The organism is Mycobacterium sp. D16Q13 (assembly GCF_002013375.1).
In the GTDB taxonomy this organism is placed as follows: Bacteria; Actinomycetota; Actinomycetes; order Mycobacteriales; family Mycobacteriaceae; genus Mycobacterium.
In genome coordinates this window covers 614,402-631,946 of the sequence record NZ_MAEW01000003.1, presented here as the reverse complement: position 1 = coordinate 631,946, position 17,545 = coordinate 614,402, and the positions used below count along the sequence as shown (strand labels likewise).

General features: G+C 62.9%; 13 protein-coding genes, 2 tRNA genes and 1 pseudogene. 8 read left to right on the top strand and 8 right to left on the bottom strand.

All coding sequences use genetic code 11. The features are described 5' to 3' along the window. Positions 1 to 2: 2 nt before the first annotated feature. The 3 genes and pseudogenes from B4400_RS24570 to B4400_RS25130 form a co-directional block, all read right to left on the bottom strand. Positions 3 to 76: transfer RNA gene (locus B4400_RS24570), tRNA-OTHER, on the bottom strand. A 56-nt stretch (positions 77 to 132) separates the two neighbouring features. Continuing rightward, on the bottom strand, positions 133 to 612 hold the full coding sequence (locus tag B4400_RS05740; protein ID WP_139360145.1) for a hypothetical protein: 480 nt from the start codon (positions 610 to 612) through the stop codon (positions 133 to 135). Positions 613 to 1,385: 773 nt separating this feature from the next. Next, positions 1,386 to 1,952, bottom strand: a pseudogene (locus B4400_RS25130) (DUF6973 domain-containing protein); the annotation flags it as partial. 127 nt (positions 1,953 to 2,079) lie between these two features. Between B4400_RS25130 and B4400_RS24565 the strand changes: the two are divergent. Then, complete coding sequence (locus tag B4400_RS24565; protein WP_170914926.1) at positions 2,080 to 2,217, top strand: hypothetical protein; 138 nt, start codon at positions 2,080 to 2,082, stop codon at positions 2,215 to 2,217. Between the two features lie 113 nt (positions 2,218 to 2,330). Here the strand turns inward: B4400_RS24565 and B4400_RS05730 are convergent. Together B4400_RS05730 and B4400_RS05725 are read right to left on the bottom strand one after the other, a co-directional pair. Further along, a tRNA-Gly gene (locus tag B4400_RS05730) sits at positions 2,331 to 2,404 on the bottom strand. Positions 2,405 to 2,478: 74 nt separating this feature from the next. After that, positions 2,479 to 3,090 carry a TetR/AcrR family transcriptional regulator gene (locus tag B4400_RS05725; RefSeq protein ID WP_078307361.1) on the bottom strand — a complete coding sequence of 204 codons (612 nt, stop codon included), beginning with the start codon at positions 3,088 to 3,090 and terminating at the stop codon, positions 2,479 to 2,481. Between the two features lie 169 nt (positions 3,091 to 3,259). Between B4400_RS05725 and B4400_RS05720 the strand changes: the two genes are divergently transcribed. Further along, on the top strand, positions 3,260 to 4,483 hold the full coding sequence (locus B4400_RS05720; RefSeq protein ID WP_078307453.1) for a serine hydrolase domain-containing protein: 1,224 nt from the start codon (positions 3,260 to 3,262) through the stop codon (positions 4,481 to 4,483). Between the two features lie 20 nt (positions 4,484 to 4,503). On the opposite strand, the gene B4400_RS05715 is transcribed toward B4400_RS05720, so the two are convergent. Next, positions 4,504 to 5,172, bottom strand: coding sequence for a TetR/AcrR family transcriptional regulator (locus B4400_RS05715; protein ID WP_078307363.1), 669 nt, complete (start codon positions 5,170 to 5,172; stop codon positions 4,504 to 4,506). 165 nt (positions 5,173 to 5,337) lie between these two features. Here B4400_RS05715 and B4400_RS05710 point away from each other — a divergent pair, with 165 nt between their 5' ends. The 5 genes from B4400_RS05710 (at position 5,338) to B4400_RS05690 (ending at position 13,221) form a co-directional block, all read left to right on the top strand. Continuing rightward, complete coding sequence (locus B4400_RS05710; RefSeq protein WP_078307365.1) at positions 5,338 to 5,769, top strand: MmpS family transport accessory protein; 432 nt, start codon at positions 5,338 to 5,340, stop codon at positions 5,767 to 5,769. After that, positions 5,766 to 8,669 (top strand): MMPL/RND family transporter, encoded by a 2,904-nt coding sequence (locus B4400_RS05705; RefSeq protein ID WP_078307367.1) that lies wholly within the window; start codon positions 5,766 to 5,768, stop codon positions 8,667 to 8,669. The genes B4400_RS05710 and B4400_RS05705 overlap by 4 nt, the downstream gene beginning before the upstream one ends. Positions 8,670 to 8,972: 303 nt before the next feature. Beyond that, positions 8,973 to 10,250 (top strand): S1C family serine protease, encoded by a 1,278-nt coding sequence (locus B4400_RS05700; protein ID WP_078307456.1) that lies wholly within the window; start codon positions 8,973 to 8,975, stop codon positions 10,248 to 10,250. A 56-nt stretch (positions 10,251 to 10,306) separates the two neighbouring features. Further along, positions 10,307 to 12,916, top strand: coding sequence for a LuxR C-terminal-related transcriptional regulator (locus B4400_RS05695; protein WP_078307369.1), 2,610 nt, complete (start codon positions 10,307 to 10,309; stop codon positions 12,914 to 12,916). A gap of 32 nt (positions 12,917 to 12,948) precedes the next feature. Beyond that, positions 12,949 to 13,221, top strand: a complete 273-nt coding sequence (locus B4400_RS05690; protein ID WP_078307371.1) for a DUF2218 domain-containing protein — start codon at positions 12,949 to 12,951, stop codon at positions 13,219 to 13,221. Positions 13,222 to 13,874: 653 nt separating this feature from the next. Here B4400_RS05690 and B4400_RS05680 read toward each other — a convergent pair. Beyond that, positions 13,875 to 14,345 carry a nucleotide triphosphate diphosphatase NUDT15 gene (locus tag B4400_RS05680; RefSeq protein ID WP_078307375.1) on the bottom strand — a complete coding sequence of 157 codons (471 nt, stop codon included), beginning with the start codon at positions 14,343 to 14,345 and terminating at the stop codon, positions 13,875 to 13,877. Between the two features lie 104 nt (positions 14,346 to 14,449). Beyond that, positions 14,450 to 16,957, bottom strand: coding sequence for an arylsulfatase (locus tag B4400_RS05675; protein ID WP_078307377.1), 2,508 nt, complete (start codon positions 16,955 to 16,957; stop codon positions 14,450 to 14,452). Positions 16,958 to 17,304: 347 nt separating this feature from the next. On the opposite strand from B4400_RS05675, the gene B4400_RS05670 reads away from it, so the two are divergent. After that, positions 17,305 to 17,517 (top strand): CsbD family protein, encoded by a 213-nt coding sequence (locus tag B4400_RS05670; RefSeq protein WP_078307379.1) that lies wholly within the window; start codon positions 17,305 to 17,307, stop codon positions 17,515 to 17,517. Positions 17,518 to 17,545: the final 28 nt, after the last annotated feature.

Sequence of the window (17,545 nt, the reverse complement as noted above, 5' to 3'; positions counted from 1 at the left end):
CGAGCCGACGACGGGAATCGAACCCGCGTATTCAGCTTGGGGGAAGGCAACGCCCGATCAAAGCCCCTCCGGTGGCTCATACGGACGCGATGCTGCGGGATCGCCTAACGGCTATCCAGAGGCACAGTTCTGCTATCTGTCGACTAGTGAGACTTCCGCGACGCAGCCCGAGCCGCGGCCGATCAGAAACACGAGCTTTCCCCACGCCCGGTTTTGCGCCCAGCCCTCTTTGAAGTCGGGATTGTGCGGTGATACGTAGTATCGCTCGAGGGTGCTGTACCTGGATTCGACATCGGCCTTTGTGATGCATGGCCGGGTTGACACCATGAAAAATGTGAGTCGCTGTTTGTCGTTGTCATTCGCGAAGGACTCGACGTTCTGCACGGTGAGTTTTGAACTCAATTCAACCGATTTCTCGCCACGCCACCGTTGATCGCTCACCTGTTTGAGCGGTATGCCGAGGATGTCTTGGGTCTTATCAATCGTCAGCGGGACGTTCTGTTCGGCCTGATCTACCAGCCACCAGAGATCACGATCACCGTCTGGCACTCCAGTCGCGTTGGGCGGGCTAGCGCAGCAACTCAGAAATACGGCCGTCAACGCGACCGCCACAACAGCGGATCGCCGACGGACTGTGGGGGTAATCGTCATGGGCATCCCGTCTTGTAGTACTGCGCATAGTTGATGGTCGGGCAACTGCTCGGTGCCTCGTGGACAGCGAATATCTGTGCGATATCGGCCATCTTTTCATCGAGGCTTTTTGGGGAGTCGTATATCTGGTTCAACAGTTGGGTGACGTCGTAGTAGCCGGCGGTCCCGTCTGGGTTCACTACGGGCTGACCGTCTGGGCCAAAGATTGCATATTGCCCAGCTATGCCGATATCTTGTCCGCCGTTGGAGAGGATTTCCCGCTGAACTGTGATGTTGTGAAGCGTTGCATAGGCCTCGTTCACCAGGCCCGTGCTGTCGCCATCGGGCCTGCCTGAATAGAAGTACTGGCCGTGCCCGAACTCGTGAGCAAGCGTTTCGGCCAGAGACCCCGGGTTGTTGCTTTGAACGATGTTCTGTCCGACTGCTATATATCCCTCGCTTGGCTGGGTGTATGCGGAGTTGCCTGGGACTATCCGGAACTCGAAGTCGGCGTAGTGATCTATCCACTCCTGCCTCAGGGTCGGCGACTTGAAGATCGTCTCGATCTGCTCTTTGTTTGTGGTGAGGTCCTTTACCTTGTTTGCCTTAGTCAACACGCACGTCAGTCGGTCAATCGATACGGCTTTGTCGCACGGGGCGTTGTTGTTCTGAGAAGTCGTTGTGGTCGAAATCGTTGTGCTGACAGTCGAACTCGGCTGGGTGGCGCTCGTTGGACTCGGATTCTCTCTTGACGGCTGCTGAGTCTGCGTGGGCGCTTGACTCGGCTGTTGGGTAGGGGCATGGGTCTGTGGCTGTTGTTGGCCCTGCTGTGGTTGTTGAGCCTGATTTCCCTGTTGTGGCGCTTGGTAATCCGGATTCGTCTTACCCGGGCCCTGCGTGTATGGAGTCGCAGTCTGGTAGTCGGGAATCTGCGTCCCGTGTAGAGGCTGCTGCCCTTCCGGCTGTTGCCCACCCTGCTGACCAGGGACCTGCTGAGGCGCACCTTGAGCGCCCGTGTTGTAGATGGAAATCCCGTTGTTCTGATCAAGCGGCGGCTGGTTAATACCGCCCTGGTAGTCCGACTGCTGCGGCGGCAGACTTGGCGGCTGGAACTGCTGGCCGTTCATCCCGCCAGGCCCGTTCGAGCCTCCCGTGGGACCAGTTGGGTCGGCCGCGCCTGTGGCGATAGTAGAGAAGCCGCTACCCGGGGTCGTGTAGTCGCTGGTCACCTTGACGCCACCAACGATTACAACCGCCACGGCCGTCACTGCCAGTGCGCTGCGCAAACCTGTAGACACATGCCAACGATGCTTGATGACCACGAGATGAGCCCCTCCGCGTAAATCCCCCACAGACGACTCTGAGTAGCCGCAGTCGAACTCTCTCACATCACACCGGCACTTGTCCAGGATATGATGTTTGCTAGATCGGCTTAGGTTGCTCCTAGGCGTGAGTGTCGCGCGTGGATTGGGCGAATCGGTCAGCAATCTGCCAGGATCATCGCTGGTGCCGCCCCCGTCGTTCCTCGGAACCCCCCAGATGGGGGCGGCACTCTCCGTTCTGGAGTACGGCAAAGCCCATCCGTAAGAGAGCAGGGGCATCACTCGACGGCCGACAAGAGTGTCATCTGACTTGTGACCTTTGGCGACCCTGAGGGCCCCGGTCGAACAGGATCGAACGGCGTTACCGCTGCTCACTTATGGAGCCGATGACGGGAATCGAACCCGCGTATTCAGCTTGGGAAGCTGATGTTCTGCCATTGAACTACATCGGCGGTGCCTCGCCGGGGAACTCTACCGGATCACGGGACTGACGTTCGCGGTCCTGGCCGTTGTGGGCTCACGGGCGCTACTGGGTCACCAGTCTTGTTTCTATCGCGGCTATTCCGCCCGCGATGTAGGCGGTCGCCAGCTCGGCGGCATGCGCGGGACTGAGCCCGTCGACAAGGATGCCCTGGCGCGCCGCTTCCAGACCGCTCGCAACGGCCATTGCCGCCACTGTTCGCGTCGGTAGCGCCGGTATGGCGCCGCGGCGACGGACCGCGTCATCGACGATCTGGGCGATTCGATCGATGAAGCTGTCGAGCATCGACCGCATCGCTGCGGCAGCTGGAGTCCCGGCCTCCGAGGTGCCAACCAAGACGCGAAAGCTGGTGGGATTGTCAGCGACATAGCTCATTCCGGCGTCCAGTGCCGTCTTCACCCACCCCTCGACGTCGCCCTCCGGCAGGTTTTCGTACACCGCGAACAGGTGATTCTGAATGGCCTCGGCCTCGCGTTGGAAGACCAGCGAGTACATCGCCTCCTTTGACCCGAAATGTGCGTACAACGTCGGCTTTGTGGTCGACGCACGCCGGGCGATCTCGGCCATACTCGCTGCCTGGTAACCATGTTCGGCAAATACGTCACGGGCGCCGTCCAGCAGCTCGTCATCGGACGGCCTGCGATGGGTGGGTGGCATCGTCACAGGATGGCATGGATGACTTCCGTGATCCGGCACCTGTGAGCGGTCGTCGTATCGAGCAGGGTGCAGCGCCAGTCTTGACGGAACATCTCACTGGCTTTACTCTCGGGTAAAGCTGATGTGGCAGGACCGCCGAAGTTCCTTCATCAATCGATTGGGTCAGCAGATGACATCCGAGCCCGAGTTTTCTTCTGATCTGCCGGAGATCGCCCCACATGTCCCTCGGGAGCTATTGGTGGACCATCGATTCCGCTTGTTGGGCAAGGCCTTCGGTGCGCTCTTCGGCAACCGGTTGCGCGGCGGCGGGGCACTGGCCGTCTACTACCGGGGTGAGAAGGTTGTGGATCTCTGGGCGGGCACTAGCGACAAGGACGGCACCCGTCCGTGGTCGCCGGAGACGTCCGGCGTCATCTATTCGGCATCCAAAGGGCTCTCATCCCTGGTCATCCACCGTCTCGCCGACCGCGGCCTCATCGACTATGACGCCCCGGTAGCGCAGTACTGGCCCGAGTTCGGCGCCAACGGCAAACGCGCCGTCACGGTAGGTGCCGTTCTCAACCACACGGCCGGACTATCGCAAATCGTCGGAATAGCTGACAGCCTCGACGAGGAACTCGATCACCGGCTGATGGAGGAGCGTCTGGCCGCGGCACCCTTGGACCGCTTGGCCGGAAAACCGGCCTATCACGCGCTGACCATCGGCTGGCTGCTCGCCGGTTTGGCTCGGGCGGTCACCGGGCAAGATATGCGGGACCTCTATGCACAAGAACTGGCCGCGCCGTTGGGTCTTGCGGAGCTGCACCTGGGTCGCCCACTGGGGCTGCAAGCCATCCCGCTGGCGCAATTCGTGGACCCGATAGGCTGTTTTACCAGTATTTTCTCGGAACGCTGGCTCGCTCGTGCCGCGCGTGGCCCCGCTTTCGTCAGATCGCTGGCGAGCAGTTTCTACGCCGGTCCCGGTATGTCCCAGGCGATTGTGGACGCCGACTCCGTGGCCCTCGATGCGCAGATGCCCGCTGTCAACGCCGTGTCGTCAGCCGAGTCGCTGGCCAAGCTGTACGCGGCGGTGGCAGGCGACGGCAGTGTGGATGGCGTGCGGCTACTGTCGCCGTCCGCGGTGGCCTCCTTCACGCGAAAGCCGAGTCTTCGTGTCGATGGCGTACTACACGTTCCGATGATGTGGCACATGGGATTTCATTCGATGCCGCTACCTCTGCTGTCGAGTGGTTTCGGCCATGTGGGACTGAACGGGTGCTTCGGGTGGGCGGACCCGACGCGTGAGTTGTCGATAGCGCTGGTGCACAACAGATTGCCGTCGACCATATTTTTCGACCTCCTCGCGTTCCTGTGGCTGGTTCCGCTCGCGGCGCGAGCCGTACCTCGACGCTGAGATCTGGGACGGACAGGCGATCAGGAACTGCGCTTCACCAGGGCGCCGGTGATGAGCCGGGCCAGCGTGGTCTCCAAGTCGGTGTTGAAGCGCATGTGGACCACTGCCAGTTCGGGTTCGGCCTCGGCGGCGGCGACGGCGCTGTCGGACGGTTGCGCGTACATCCACAGCGCGCCGGTGGTCATCAGTATGGTGACGGACACGCTGTGGGCGTCTTCGTCAAGCTCGGGGATAAAGCTTCGGATGGCCTCGGCGAACCGAGCGACGCTGGCGTACGTCGAGCGCCAGAAACACAGCAGCGTCTCGGCCGAGACATTGTGTTCCAGTACGCCTGGCTGTGCGGCCATCAAGTCACACAGCACGGCATGCTGCTGCAGAGAGCGGCTGAGCACGGCGGCCAAGCGATCGACACGTTCCTGGGCCGAGCCGGTGGGCGTTTCGTGGGAGAGTTCCGCCGCAATTTCGGACACCCAGCTGTGCAGCAAGGTACCCAGCAGCTCCAGGAGCACGGCCTCGCGTGACTCGAAATACCGCACCATTGCAGACTTTGCCAGGCCGGTGCGGCGGCTCAATTCATTGAGGCTGACCTGGCTGACCGGCATATCGCTGAGCATCGACGACGCGGTTCCCAGAATCGCTTGCCGGCGGATCTCGCGCTGCTCCTCGCTGCGCGCCCGGCGGAAGGTCATGGCCCGATGCTAATCCGACGCCCAGCGGCGTCATAGCGTACCGACGGTCTATTACCGTGGTACGGTCTGTGTCGTAATAGACCGCCGGTACACAATGCGGCGCGACCGGTCGCCTCACCGGCAGGCGCTTGCGCTCGGGCATGGAGAGGCAGGAGGGATGCACGGGTGTATCGACTGTTGAAGCGGTTCTGGATTCCGCTGCTCCTGGTGGTTGTCGTCGGGATCGGTGGCTACGCGATCACGCAGATCCGCAGTTCCGCTGCCCCTCGTCCGCCGAAACTCGGCGAGGGATCCGGCGTCACCGCGAACGTCAACCCCAAGCGCGTCACCTACGAGATCGTGGGGTCGGGTGGCGCCGCGAACATCAACTACCTCGACGAGAACGGTCAACCCCATCTCATCGAAAATTCCGTGCTCCCTTGGTCGTTCACGATTGTGACGACGGTGCCGTCGATGTCGGCCAACATCGTCGCTCAGGGTGATGGCGACGTCACCAGCCTCGGCTGCCGCGTCACGGTCGATGGCGAGACGCGCGATGACCGAACCAGCACAGACAAAGTCAAACCGTTCATCTACTGCTTGGTGAAATCCGTATGAGCAATTCGCACGTGAGTCCGCACCGGCCGCTCCTCGGCCACACGATCCGGCTCCTGTCGGTACCGATCATCCTGTTCTGGGTGGCGCTCGTGGTCATTCTGGGCGCCTTGATTCCGTCACTCAACGACGTCGCGGAGTCCCGCTCGGTGCCGCTAAGCCCGCAGAATTCCGAGTCGTACCAAGGGATGCTGAACATCGGCAAGGTGTTTCAGCAATACGACTCGGACTCTTCGGCGATGGTCGTTTTGGAAGGTGACGACAAGCTGGGCGATGCCGCGCACAAGTACTACAACCAGATCGTCGAGAAGCTCAAGGCCGATCAGGAACACGTGCAGAACGTCCAGGACTTCTGGAGCGATCCGCTGACCGCGGCGGGCTCACAAAGTGTGGACGGCAAGGCCGCCTATGTGCAGATCTTCCTCAACGGGTCGCAGGGCACCAGCGCCAGCTATGAATCGGTGGCCGCGGTGCGCCAGATAGTCGATTCCGTGCCTGCGCCGCCGGGCATCACGGCGTATGTTGCCGGCAGTACCGCACTCAACGCCGATACCAGTGTGGCTGGTCAGCAGAGCATGGCGATCTTGGAAATGCTCTCGGTCGGCGTGATCATCGTGATGCTCCTGTTCATTTACCGCTCCATCGTCACCATGCTCATCTCCATGGTCATTATTGGTCTGGAATTAATTGCCGCCCAAGGTGTTACGGCAACAGCGGGCTACCTGAACTTCATCGGACTGACCCCCTACGCGGTGAGCATGGTGACGGCGCTGGCGCTGGCGGCCGGCACGGACTACGTGATCTTCCTATTCGGTCGCTATCACGAGGAGAGGTCGAAGGGACTGAGCCGGGAAGACGCGTATTACGTGGCGTATCACGGTGTCTCTCACGTCATTCTGGGTTCCGGTCTGACCATCGTCGGCGCGTGCCTGTGCTTGACCATGACCACGCTCCCGTACTTCCAGAGCATGGCGCTGCCGTGTGCGATCTCGATGCTGGTGATCGTGGTCGCCGCGCTGACGTTGGCGCCCGCGGTGCTGACGGTGGCCTCGAAGTTTGGGCTGCTGGAACCCAAGGGCACGCTCTCCGCACGAGGCTGGCGCAGGGTCGGTACGTCGGTGGTGCGTTGGCCCATTCCGATCATCGTGTTGACCAGCCTGATCGCGATCGTAGGATTCGTCAGCCTCATGACGTACGTGCCGCAGTACAACGACCAGAAGTTCACGCCCGCCGACATGCCGGCCAACCTTGCCATGGAGGTCGCCGGCCGGCACTTCTCCCAGGCCCGGATGAACCCGGAACTCCTGATGCTGGAGGCCGATCACGACCTGCGCACCCCGGCCGACATGCTGGTCATCGACAAGGTGGCCAAGGGCATCGTGCGTATGCGCGGTATCGAACGGGTGCAGACCCTCACCCGTCCGCTCGGGGCGCCGATCGAGCACAGCTCGCTCCCGTTCCTGATGGGAGCGCAGAACGCGGGTACCCTGCAGACGTCAAAGTTCAACAGCGACAACTCGGCGCAGATGCTCGAACAGGCCGACGAGCTGAGTAAGACCGTTGCCACCATGGAGCGGATGTACAGCCTCATGCAGGAGCTCACGGGCACCATGCACGGCATGGTGGGCCGGACCCACGAGATGAACGCGACCATCCAGGAGATGCGTGACAACTTAGCCAATTTCGATGACTTCTTCCGGCCGCTGCGCAATTACTTCTACTGGGAGAAGCATTGCTTTGATATCCCGATCTGCCAGTCGCTGCGATCGATCTTCGATGTTTTGGACAGCGTTGACGTGCTCGCCGACCAAATGAACGGCCTTATCGCGGATATGGACAAGATGGATCAGCTGATGCCGCAGATGCTTCCGGTGCTGAGGACGACCATCGATTCGATGATCAGGATGCGCGACTTCATGATCTCGACGCATAGTGTGACGGCCGGTATCCAAGCCCAGCAACAGGAAATGGCCAAGGGTGCCACGGAAATCGGTCTGTACTTCGATCAGGCCAAGAACGACGATTTCTTCTATATATCGCCAGACGTGTTCACCAACCCCGACTTCAAACGCGGGCTCAAGATGTTCGTCTCGCCGGATGGCAAGGCTGTCCGCTTCATCATCACCCACGAGGGAGACCCGGCGTCGGTCGAAGGAATCCAACACGTCCGTGACCTCAAAGGTGTTGTCGCCGACGCGGTTAAGGGCACTCCGCTGTCCAATGCCAAGGTCTCGATCGGGGGCACCGCATCAATGTTTGCCGATATGCAGGACGGTGTTTCCATCGATTTGATGGTCGCGATCATCGCCTCGATGATCCTGATCTTCGCGATCATGGTGCTGATCACCCGCAGTGTGGTGGCCGCCCTGGTGATCGTCGGCACCGTCGCGGCATCCCTGGGCACGGCCTGCGGCCTAACAGTGCTGTTGTGGCAGGACATCCTTGGCCTGGGCGTGCAGTGGATCGTGATTCCCTTATCGATGGTGATCCTGCTGGCGGTGGGTTCGGACTACAACCTGCTGGTGGTATCGCGGCTCAAGGAGGAAATCCACGCCGGGCTGCACACGGGCATGATCCGCGGCATGGGCGCCACCGGTCGCGTCGTCACCGCCGCAGGCCTGGTGTTCGCGTTCACCATGATGTCGATGGTCGTCAGCGATCTGCGTGTCGTCGGCCAGATGGGAACGACCATCGGTATCGGACTGATTGTCGACACACTGATCGTTCGGGCATTCATGACGCCCGCGATCGCCGCGGCATTGGGACGCTGGTTCTGGTGGCCGATCAATGTCTTTGAGATTGTCCGGCGTGGCCGCGATGTGCCGTCGCCCGAACCGGCGACGGCACCCCTCGCGGTGGTGGATACGGGACAGCAACCGCCACCTACTCCCACTACCCCCTGAAAAGTCTTGGGCTGCAGAGAGGAAATTCTCAGCCTGGCCTCAGTGGATACAGGCACTGTGACAGTGCGTACCAGAGGCGGACAGTGCCCTGACTGCATCTTGAGGAAGAAGGAACTATCGATGAATTACCAGCCTGGGCATCCGCCGTACGGAAACGAATTCCCGTTGGGCCAGCACGGCTATCGGCAGGTGCACGGTGCATCCACCGACACCCGGACGCGCTACGCGTATGGCGAGACATTCCCGGACCGTGCCGAACTGGCTCCGAACCCTCTGCGCCGGAAACGTCTTCGCGCCATGGGGCTGACGTGCGGCGCCGTTGTGGTGGCCATCGCTGCCAGCGCCACCACGGCCGTCGTCGTGGTGAACCGCTCCGGTCATCCCGCCCCCGTAGCGCAGGTGTCGAGTCCCGCACCCGTCGGAAAGCCCTCACTGCCAACGGGTTCAATACTCGGAAAACCTGGCAGCACGCCCGCGGGCAACTCAGTCGAAGAGGTGTCGGCCAAGGTGTTGCCCAGTGTGGTGCAACTAAAGATCCAAAGTGGACAGCAGGGCGAGGAGGGGTCCGGCGTCGTCCTGAGCTCCGACGGATTGATCCTGACCAATAACCATGTGGTGGCCGCGGCCATGTCGGGCAGCGGCGACCTTGCGCCCTCGGCTCCCGCGCCCGGCGGGCCACTCTCCAACCTTCCGCCCGGCATCCTCCCGGGCGGACAGCTTCCCGGCGGTTACCGGGACGGGCGCGACGGCTCAGAACTGGACGGCTCCGACGGGCGTACCACTCCGCCCTCTGCCCGGACCGGTGACGGTGTCAAGGCAACGGTGACCCTGGCCGACGGCCGTACGGTGCCGTTCACCATGGTCGGCGCCGATCCCGCCGATGACATCGCGGTGGTCCGTGCTCAGGGCGTTTCCGACCTGACCCCGATCACCATTGGTTCGTCGAAAGACCTGAAGGTGGGGCAGAACGTTGTCGCCATCGGCTCACCCTTGGGCCTGCAGGGAACGGTGACCACCGGCATCATCAGCGCGCTGCGGCGCCCGGTCGCTACCGGCGATGAGCAGAGCGGCCAGCATTCGGTGATGAATGCCATCCAGACGGACGCGGCGATTAATCCCGGCAACTCCGGCGGCGCGCTTGTCGATATGAACGGTTCCCTCATCGGTGTGAACTCGGCGATCGCGTCGCTGGGTGGGGGCCAGGACTCGCAGGGTGGCGGACAGGCCGGCTCGATCGGCCTGGGCTTCGCCATTCCGGTGGATCAAGCCAAGCGCATCGCGGATGAACTGGTGGCCACCGGAACCGTCCGGCAAGCCTCGCTGGGTGTCCAACTCGGCTCCGACCAGGACACACGTGGCGCACTGGTGGCAGGAGTTGCGCGCGGCAGCGCGGCGGCAACCGCCGGCGTGCCCAAGGGTTCCGTGATCACCAAGGTCGACGACCAGGTGATCGACGGCCCCGAGGCTCTGGTGGCCGCGGTCCGCTCCAAGGCTCCTGGCGACACCATGGCGCTCACCTACGACGACCCGTCGGGAACCTCGCGCACGGTCCAGGTCACCCTGGGGCAGTCGCAGACCTGACGGCGCTGGCCCTGCCCGGCTAACTCGTCTCAGCTGGGCAGGGCGAGAATGAGTGGATGGCTGACCGCGTCGATCTGACCGCAGGCGGCAAGCCCACCGGTTCGACGGCGTGGAGCCCGGCACCGTGGTTCCTGGCTACACCGCCGTCGGCGAGCCCCGAGATGATCGCCCGCTCAGGCGTCCATAGTGCTCTTGACGTGCATGTTCAGCAGTCGCGGGCCGTCGTGGTGCTCGCGCCATCGGGTTTCGGCAAGACCGTCGCCGTGGGGCAATGGGCCGCAGCGCGCCGGCTGCGGCAGCCGGGCTCGATCGGATGGCTGACGGTGACAGAGCAGGCGGCAGACTTCCCCGAATTGGTTCGCGGCGTCATGACCGCGCTGCGCCACGCGGTGGGTGACGGCGCCGACATCCAAGTCCGGCGGGCTCTGGCCACCGCCTTCGAGCTGCCGTCTCCGGGACTGGTGTTCACCGCCCTGTCCACGATCGACATGCCGGGCCCGGTCACCATCGTGCTCGACGATTTCCAGAAGGCCATTGCCGTCACGCAGTCCGCGGAGTTCGTCGAGTTCGTTGAGCACGGCCCGCCCTGGCTGCGACTGGTTCTGATCACCACGGAGGCGCCCGAGACACTGCTCACCCGGTTGCGGGTACATGGCCAGGTGGCAGTCATCGCGGCGGGCGAATTGGCTTTCACCGCTGCGGATGTGCTCACGGCCGCCGGCCAAGTACGCCAGAACCTCTCGGCCGGGGATGCCGAACAGATCGTGCGCGGCACCGGAGGCTGGCCCGCAGCCGTGCGGCTGGCCTTGTTGGACGGCCAAACGCCCAGTGCCTTAGATGATTTCGATCTCACCGAGTACATCCGTGCCGCTGTTCTCGGGCGGCTGCGCCCGGAGCTGGCCGAGTTCGTGCTCGCGGTGACGGTATGTACGCGGGTGGACCAACGCCTGGCCGGTGTGCTCTCCGGGCGTGCCGATGCCGCCGGGCTTCTCGCCGAATGTGCGTCATCCAGCCTGTTCATCGAACGCTTCGGATCTGGTGAAGATGCTGTCTACCAATGGCATTCGATGTTCGCGCAGGGCTGCGGCGAAGTGCTGAGGCAATCGGATCCCGCGCGCTGGAGCGCCTTGAATCTGCTAGCCGCACGCGAATTGCGAGACCGCTACCCCTTGGATGCCGTCGAGCACGCCGTCCGCGGGGCGGACGCGCAGCTGGCCGCGGAGACCATCACCGATCACTGGCTCGAGCTGCTGCTGGAGGCCAGATCTGTGGCGCTGGAGGGCGCCTGCATCCAGGTGGCCGAGGCATTCGGGGAGAGTGCCGATGTGGCGATGGTGCGTTCCTGCTGCCGGGAGGTCGCGGGCGACCGCCTCGGCGCACTGCTGCATTTCGAACGCGCCCAGACCTTGGCACATGACAACGCCGAGTCTCGGCGTGTGCGCCTAGTCGCGGATCTGAGCCGCATCCTGATCTCCGATGACCACAGCACCATGGCGGGCGCCGTCGACGCTGTCACCGAAGCCCTCACCGATCGGGCGCTCGTGCCCGACCGGGTGTATGCGTGTGCACTGTTCCTGTTGGGCTGGGCTGAAACCCGGCTGCGGCGCGATGTCGGTCACTCGATGCGGCTGCTGGAATCGGCCGCTCAGGAAGGCCGCGCGCTGGGGCTCACAGCGGTCGCGGACAGGGCCACGGAGAGCCTGGCCTTCGCCCATGTCCATGCCGGGCAGTTCGGCCGCGCCCAACGATCCCTGAGCATGGCAGAAGTTCCGTGGCTCTCCCACGAGGGCGGCGGGATAGCCTCTTTCACTACGGGATTCATGAAGCTGTGGCAGGGCGAGCTGGCTGGGGCGCTCGAGGATTTCACGGTGGTGGATGCGGCGGTGGGAGAGGGCTATCCGGACATCGGCCGCATGATGTTGGTCTTCACTGCTGCGGCGCTGCGAAACCAGGGGTGCGACGCCGCCTTGCCGCAGCTGGAAGCGGTGGCCATGCGCATCGGTGAGGGAGACAACAGGGCCGTCCCGTTGGGCAGCTTCCGCACAGCCGCACTCGCGAGGATCGCAGAGATGCGCGGGCACGCCGGGGAGGCATTCGAGTTGGCGGCGAGGCTCGTGGGTGTGACACCGCTGCCCATGGCCTCTGCGATCGTCGCCGGTATATGTCGGCGACTCGGGAACCTCGAGTTGGCACAGGCTTTGGCCGATAACGCACGTGGCGAGTCGGTGGCTCCGTACACGCGCGCCTACGCCCTGCTGATCGGCGCACTGCTGGCGTGGGAGCGTGCCGACCACACCCAGGCCCACCGGCTCCTGGAGGATTCGCTGGCACTGGCCGCCCCCGAATCCGTGCGCTACCCGTTCCTGGACAACGCCGACCAGCCGTGCCGGGGGCTGTTGGGGGCGCACAGCTCCCAGACGGCCTATCCGGACTTTCTCGGCGAATGCCTGCTGGCGTGCGAGACGGGCGCATCGGAGAACCCCGCCGTGGCACTGACCTCGCGGGAACGAGAAGTGTTGGCGTACCTGCGCACTCCCATGACCACGGCGGAAATTGCCGCGAAGCTCTCGGTGTCGGTCAACACCCTCAAGACACATCAGCGTTCTATTTACCGGAAACTCCAGGCATCGAACCGCCGCGAGGCCATCGGTATTGCGCCGCACTGACACCCTCGCGCAGAACCTGGAAGAATCGGGAGATGGCCACTGTTCACGGCGTGATCGTCACCGACCGTCCCGAGCGCTACGCAAAACAACTCGCGCAGCACTGGGCGGCCAAGAGCGCGGTGACCGAGCTCGACGGCGGTGCGGTACAGATCGAGATGAGCCCCGACGCGGTCACCGTGCTGCGTCCACAGCCGGGAGAACTGCATGTCGAGGCAAGCTCCGCGGAGTTCGGTGACGTTGTGAAACGTCATCTGGAGCGGTTCGGCACCCGCGACGAGCTCACGCTGACCTGGGCGGTTGACTAGCGCCTGTCGCGACGTTTCCGCAGTCGTCACAGCTGTGGTTGGTAGAGGCGCTCGCTGTGGGGGTTCTGATCCAGATACCGACCCAGATCGCCTAGCGTCTTGCGGACATGGCCTGTGTAGACGCGGTAAAGCACGCGTTCGTGCCCGTCAGTGAGATTCGTGCCTGACAACGCCCATCGCACCAGCGTGCCTCGCGGGTGGTCGGTAAGTTCGACGCGGTTCACCCAATCGGCCGTGGCCCCGTATTTGACCGTGGCGACAGTGCGGCACTCCCAGGTATGGGATGGCTGAAACCGGGTCAACTCACATCGGAAACGGCCCGTGAATCTGGTGCCGAGAATCGGCAGATACATCAGGTCAAACTGATTGCCGGGAACGCCGCGGTAACCCGGGACCCGGAACGCCCATGCATGCGCCCCCTCGCCTGCAGCGAACACCGACCAGACACGGCCGGCAGCATGCGGAAATATCCGCTCTGCGAACAACAGCGATCCCCCTCATCGTCAGATCACGCAGAGACGCATCCCCTATGAGGAACTACATAGCGCCTAACGCGTGCCCGACCCTGCGAGAGCGTAGCAAACCGGTCAGTCGATGGATATCGCTGTGTGATGCCCTCTCGCAGTTACTTTGTCAAAGCACAGCGAGAGTGTTTAGGGCCTTTTGTAGCGTTTAGCCGACGCCGCGGCCAACACCTCGCGTAGTTGTGCGTAGGTGGGCGAGGCCAGTAGATCAGTCCACACATCGAACAGGGGTGCGGGCAGACCCTCCTCCCATGTGCACCAACGCAGTTCAACGAATTTATCCGGCTCCACGGAGGCCGGTTCACCGGAATCCCAACGCGAAACCACCCAGACCGTAAGAGAACACAAGCCTTCCGGGTGGACAGTTGTGGTGGCGCCGACGGCTCGAGGATGGGTGATCCGCACGCCCGTTTCCTCCCAGACCTCGCGAATCGCTGCCGATTCCGGACTCTCGCCCCTCTCGATCCAGCCACCCGGCACAGACCACATGCCTGCCCCATGGGCGCCATGGCGCCGACCCATCAGGAACCGGCCGTCCCGTAGTACGAAACAGCCCACGCCGGGGTGCGGCCGATCGCACATCTCACGGTTGTTCGTCATAAGAACAATATTGCGCTGAAACGACTTCAACGCCGCTGGACTCGGACGGACCAGCTTCCCGATGGCCAGCCCGAGCCCAGCGGCATCTCACCCCACACGCGAGCTCAGTCCCGCGCGAATGCTGCGCGTGCCTCTTGCTCCAGATCGACGAAGGTCTCCTCGCTGACGTCGACCGCGACACCCTTGATGGTGCCCCCGGTGAACGTCCCGGGGTGCTTGTAGAGCTGCGACACGTTGTCGCCGCTGTCGTAACCGATGCACAACCCGTCGCCGGAAAGGGTGAAGTTACCCAGCTGCGTCCGCATCGGGCCGTTCGTCACCGCCTTCCCGTCAACGTATAGCGTTGTTGTTCCCAAGGATTCGCCGTACTTACCCTTGTCATGGCGGACGAACTCCATACCGAGTGTGCGTTTACCGGGAGTCAGCGGCGGTGAGATGAACACCTGCTCCGGCTTGATGCCGAGGAAGTTGTAGACGTAATGCAGCCTGTCGTCTTTGATGAACAGGGAGTGCCCGCCGAAGCGTGAGCCGTGGGCGAAGATCACGCCCTGGGAATCCTTGGTGGTTTCGACATCGGCGATGATCTTGTAGGACCGGCCCCGGATACTGACCGCCACGGCCTCGGGAACGGGTGCCGTATCGGGGTAATAGATGTAGCGGTTGCGCTTCGGCTCGGTCGTGGGCCGCTCGATCGTCAGCAGCTCGGTGGCCGACCGGTCGTCGAGGGGCAGCACGAAGTTCTTGTCGGCCTCCTCGGCCCACGCGGCGATCAGCCCCTTGAGCTTGTCGGGGTACTTGTCGGCCAGATTCGTTGACTCGGAACGGTCTTCATCGACGTGGTACAGCTCCCACTTGTCCTGGTCGAAATGACCCTTGCCGCTGATCGGTGCGTGTAGGGCAGCCGCCTTCCAACCGTCCTCCCATATTCCGCGGGTGCCCAGCATCGCGTAGTACTGCCGCTTCTTGGTGGTGGGTGCGTCTGCCTTCTCGAAGCTGTACCGCATCGACACCCCGTTCACCGGGTACTGCGTGACGCCGCGGTAGGTCTCGGGCATCTTCAGACCCGTGACGTCGAGGATGGTGGGAACGATGTCGGTGACGTGGTGATACTGATGGCGCACTTGGCCCTTGTCCTTGATGCCCTTGGGCCAGTGGATCACCAGGGGATCGCAGGTGCCGCCCGAGAACTGTGAGTAGCGCTTGAACATCTGGAACGGCGTGGAGAAGGCCACCGCCCATCCGGTGGGGTAGTGGTTGTAGGTATCGGGACTACCGAGCTTGTCCAGATACTGCATGTTCTCCGATAGCTCGTCGGGATAGCCGTTGAAGAACTTGTTCTCGTTCACCGAGCCGTTGGGGGAACCCTCGCCCGAGGCGCCGTTGTCCGCGCAGTAGAACACGATGGTGTTATCCAACTGGCCGCTCTGCTCGAGGTAATCGATAACTCTTCCGACCTGGGCATCGGTGTACTCGGAGAACCCGGCATACACCTCGGCCATCCGGGAGAACAGGCGCTTCTCATCGGCATTCAGGGTGTTCCACGGCCGCACTGAGTCCGCTTCGTTGGCGACGTCTGCGGGCATGGGGTTTAGCGGGGTGAGTTTGGTGTCCTTCGGGATGACGCCCTTGTCCACCATGCGGGCCAGCACCCAGTCGCGATACGCCTCGTAGCCGTCGTCGAACTTGCCCTTGTACTTCTCGGTGTACTCGGCGGGGCTGTGATGCGGTGCGTGGTTGGCGCCGGGGCAGTACCACAGGTACCAGGGCTTGGACGGGTTGGTGGCGCGCTGGTCACGCAGCATCCGAAGCGCTTGGTCGGCAAGGTCTTTCGACAGGTGATAGCCGTCCTCAGGAGTGGACGGCGGCTCGATGAACCGATTGTCCTCGACCAAGTCGGGGTACCAGTTGTTAGTCTCCCCACCCAGGAACCCGTAGTAGCGGTCGAAGCCCTTCTGCAGGGGCCACTCGGACCGGCTGCCGCCCCCGGCGATGTCTTCGACGGGCACATTGTGGTTCTTGCCCACCCAGAACGTGCTGTACCCGTTGTCCTGCAGCACCTGCCCGATGGTGGCGCACTCGGCCGGCAGTCGACCCGCGGCACCGGGAAATCCGTTGGAGGCCTCGGTAATCGACGCCGAGCGGTTCACATGATGATTGCGTCCGGTCAACAGACAGGACCGCGTCGGCGAGCACAGTGCGGTGGTGTGCCACTGCGAGTACCGCAGCCCGTTGTCGGCGAGGCGCTGCATGACCGGCATGTTGATGCGTCCGCCGAACGGCGACCATGCGGCCAGTCCGGTGTCGTCGTAGAGCACCACCAAGACGTTGGGCGCCCCCTCCGGCGCACGCTTCAACTCGTAAGGAGTCCAGTCGGGCGTGGAATCGCGCACATCGAGGGCGATTTTCCCGTGGAAGTCCTCGTTGGTGGGCCCTGTTCCCGGCGTACCAGCACCTGTCGCGTGATCGGTGCCGTCGAATCCCTTGATCGCGGCGGTCGCCGCGGCGGCGCCGACACCTGCGGCCGCGATACCGCCCAGAATCGAACGCCGCGAGACACGTCCGCCCTTGCCGTTATCGGCGGGTTTGGCGGTGTCCCCGTTGGTGGGTTCCATGGATAGTCCTCTCGGAGCGAAGAATCTGGGTCAGCAGTGGCGTCACCGCGCCGCTATTCGTCAACGTGATTCATTGTGTCTCGCCAAGATCCGGAAGCGGAAGGTGGTCGCGAAGAATGGCGTGAAAATGTGAATAGACATGCTTACACCGAGGCTAGTGAGCAGGGCAGGGGCGAGCATCACCCTTTTCGGGTGATTCTTCAGAAAGCCCGTGAACTGAACTCGCCGCACTGGGGAGATTTCGTGCGTAGTGTCGGAAGTGGCGTTGACGATAACTGCCGGGAATCGATGTGATGAACCTTCGGCTCGCGCCTGTCTCGAGTGGAATACAGAAAGGTTTGAAACACATGGGAATTGCTGACGACGCAAAGAACACGGCCGAGGATCTCAAGGGCCGCGCCAAGGAAGCCGTTGGAGCTGCCACGGGCGACGAGGATCTGAAGGCCGAAGGTCAGGTCGATCAGGGAATCGCCTCGGTCAAGCAGAAGCTGACCGACGCCGCGGACAAGCTCAAGGAAGGCGTGGACGCGGTCAAGGACAAATTGACCGGGAACTCCTAGCCCTCTGTCTCAGCTGGTCTCTCTTCGG

What these genes read in the sequence shown, in the direction of transcription:
- B4400_RS05725 (WP_078307361.1), bottom strand. Translation starts at nt 3,090, where the DNA reads ATGCCACCCACCCATCGCAGGCCGTCCGATGACGAGCTGCTGGACGGC.
- B4400_RS05720 (WP_078307453.1), top strand. Translation starts at nt 3,260, where the DNA reads ATGACATCCGAGCCCGAGTTTTCTTCTGATCTGCCGGAGATCGCCCCA.
- B4400_RS05715 (WP_078307363.1), bottom strand. Translation starts at nt 5,172, where the DNA reads ATGACCTTCCGCCGGGCGCGCAGCGAGGAGCAGCGCGAGATCCGCCGG.
- B4400_RS05705 (WP_078307367.1), top strand. Translation starts at nt 5,766, where the DNA reads ATGAGCAATTCGCACGTGAGTCCGCACCGGCCGCTCCTCGGCCACACG.
- B4400_RS05695 (WP_078307369.1), top strand. Translation starts at nt 10,307, where the DNA reads ATGGCTGACCGCGTCGATCTGACCGCAGGCGGCAAGCCCACCGGTTCG.
- B4400_RS05690 (WP_078307371.1), top strand. Translation starts at nt 12,949, where the DNA reads ATGGCCACTGTTCACGGCGTGATCGTCACCGACCGTCCCGAGCGCTAC.
- B4400_RS05680 (WP_078307375.1), bottom strand. Translation starts at nt 14,345, where the DNA reads ATGACGAACAACCGTGAGATGTGCGATCGGCCGCACCCCGGCGTGGGC.
- B4400_RS05675 (WP_078307377.1), bottom strand. Translation starts at nt 16,957, where the DNA reads ATGGAACCCACCAACGGGGACACCGCCAAACCCGCCGATAACGGCAAG.
- B4400_RS05670 (WP_078307379.1), top strand. Translation starts at nt 17,305, where the DNA reads ATGGGAATTGCTGACGACGCAAAGAACACGGCCGAGGATCTCAAGGGC.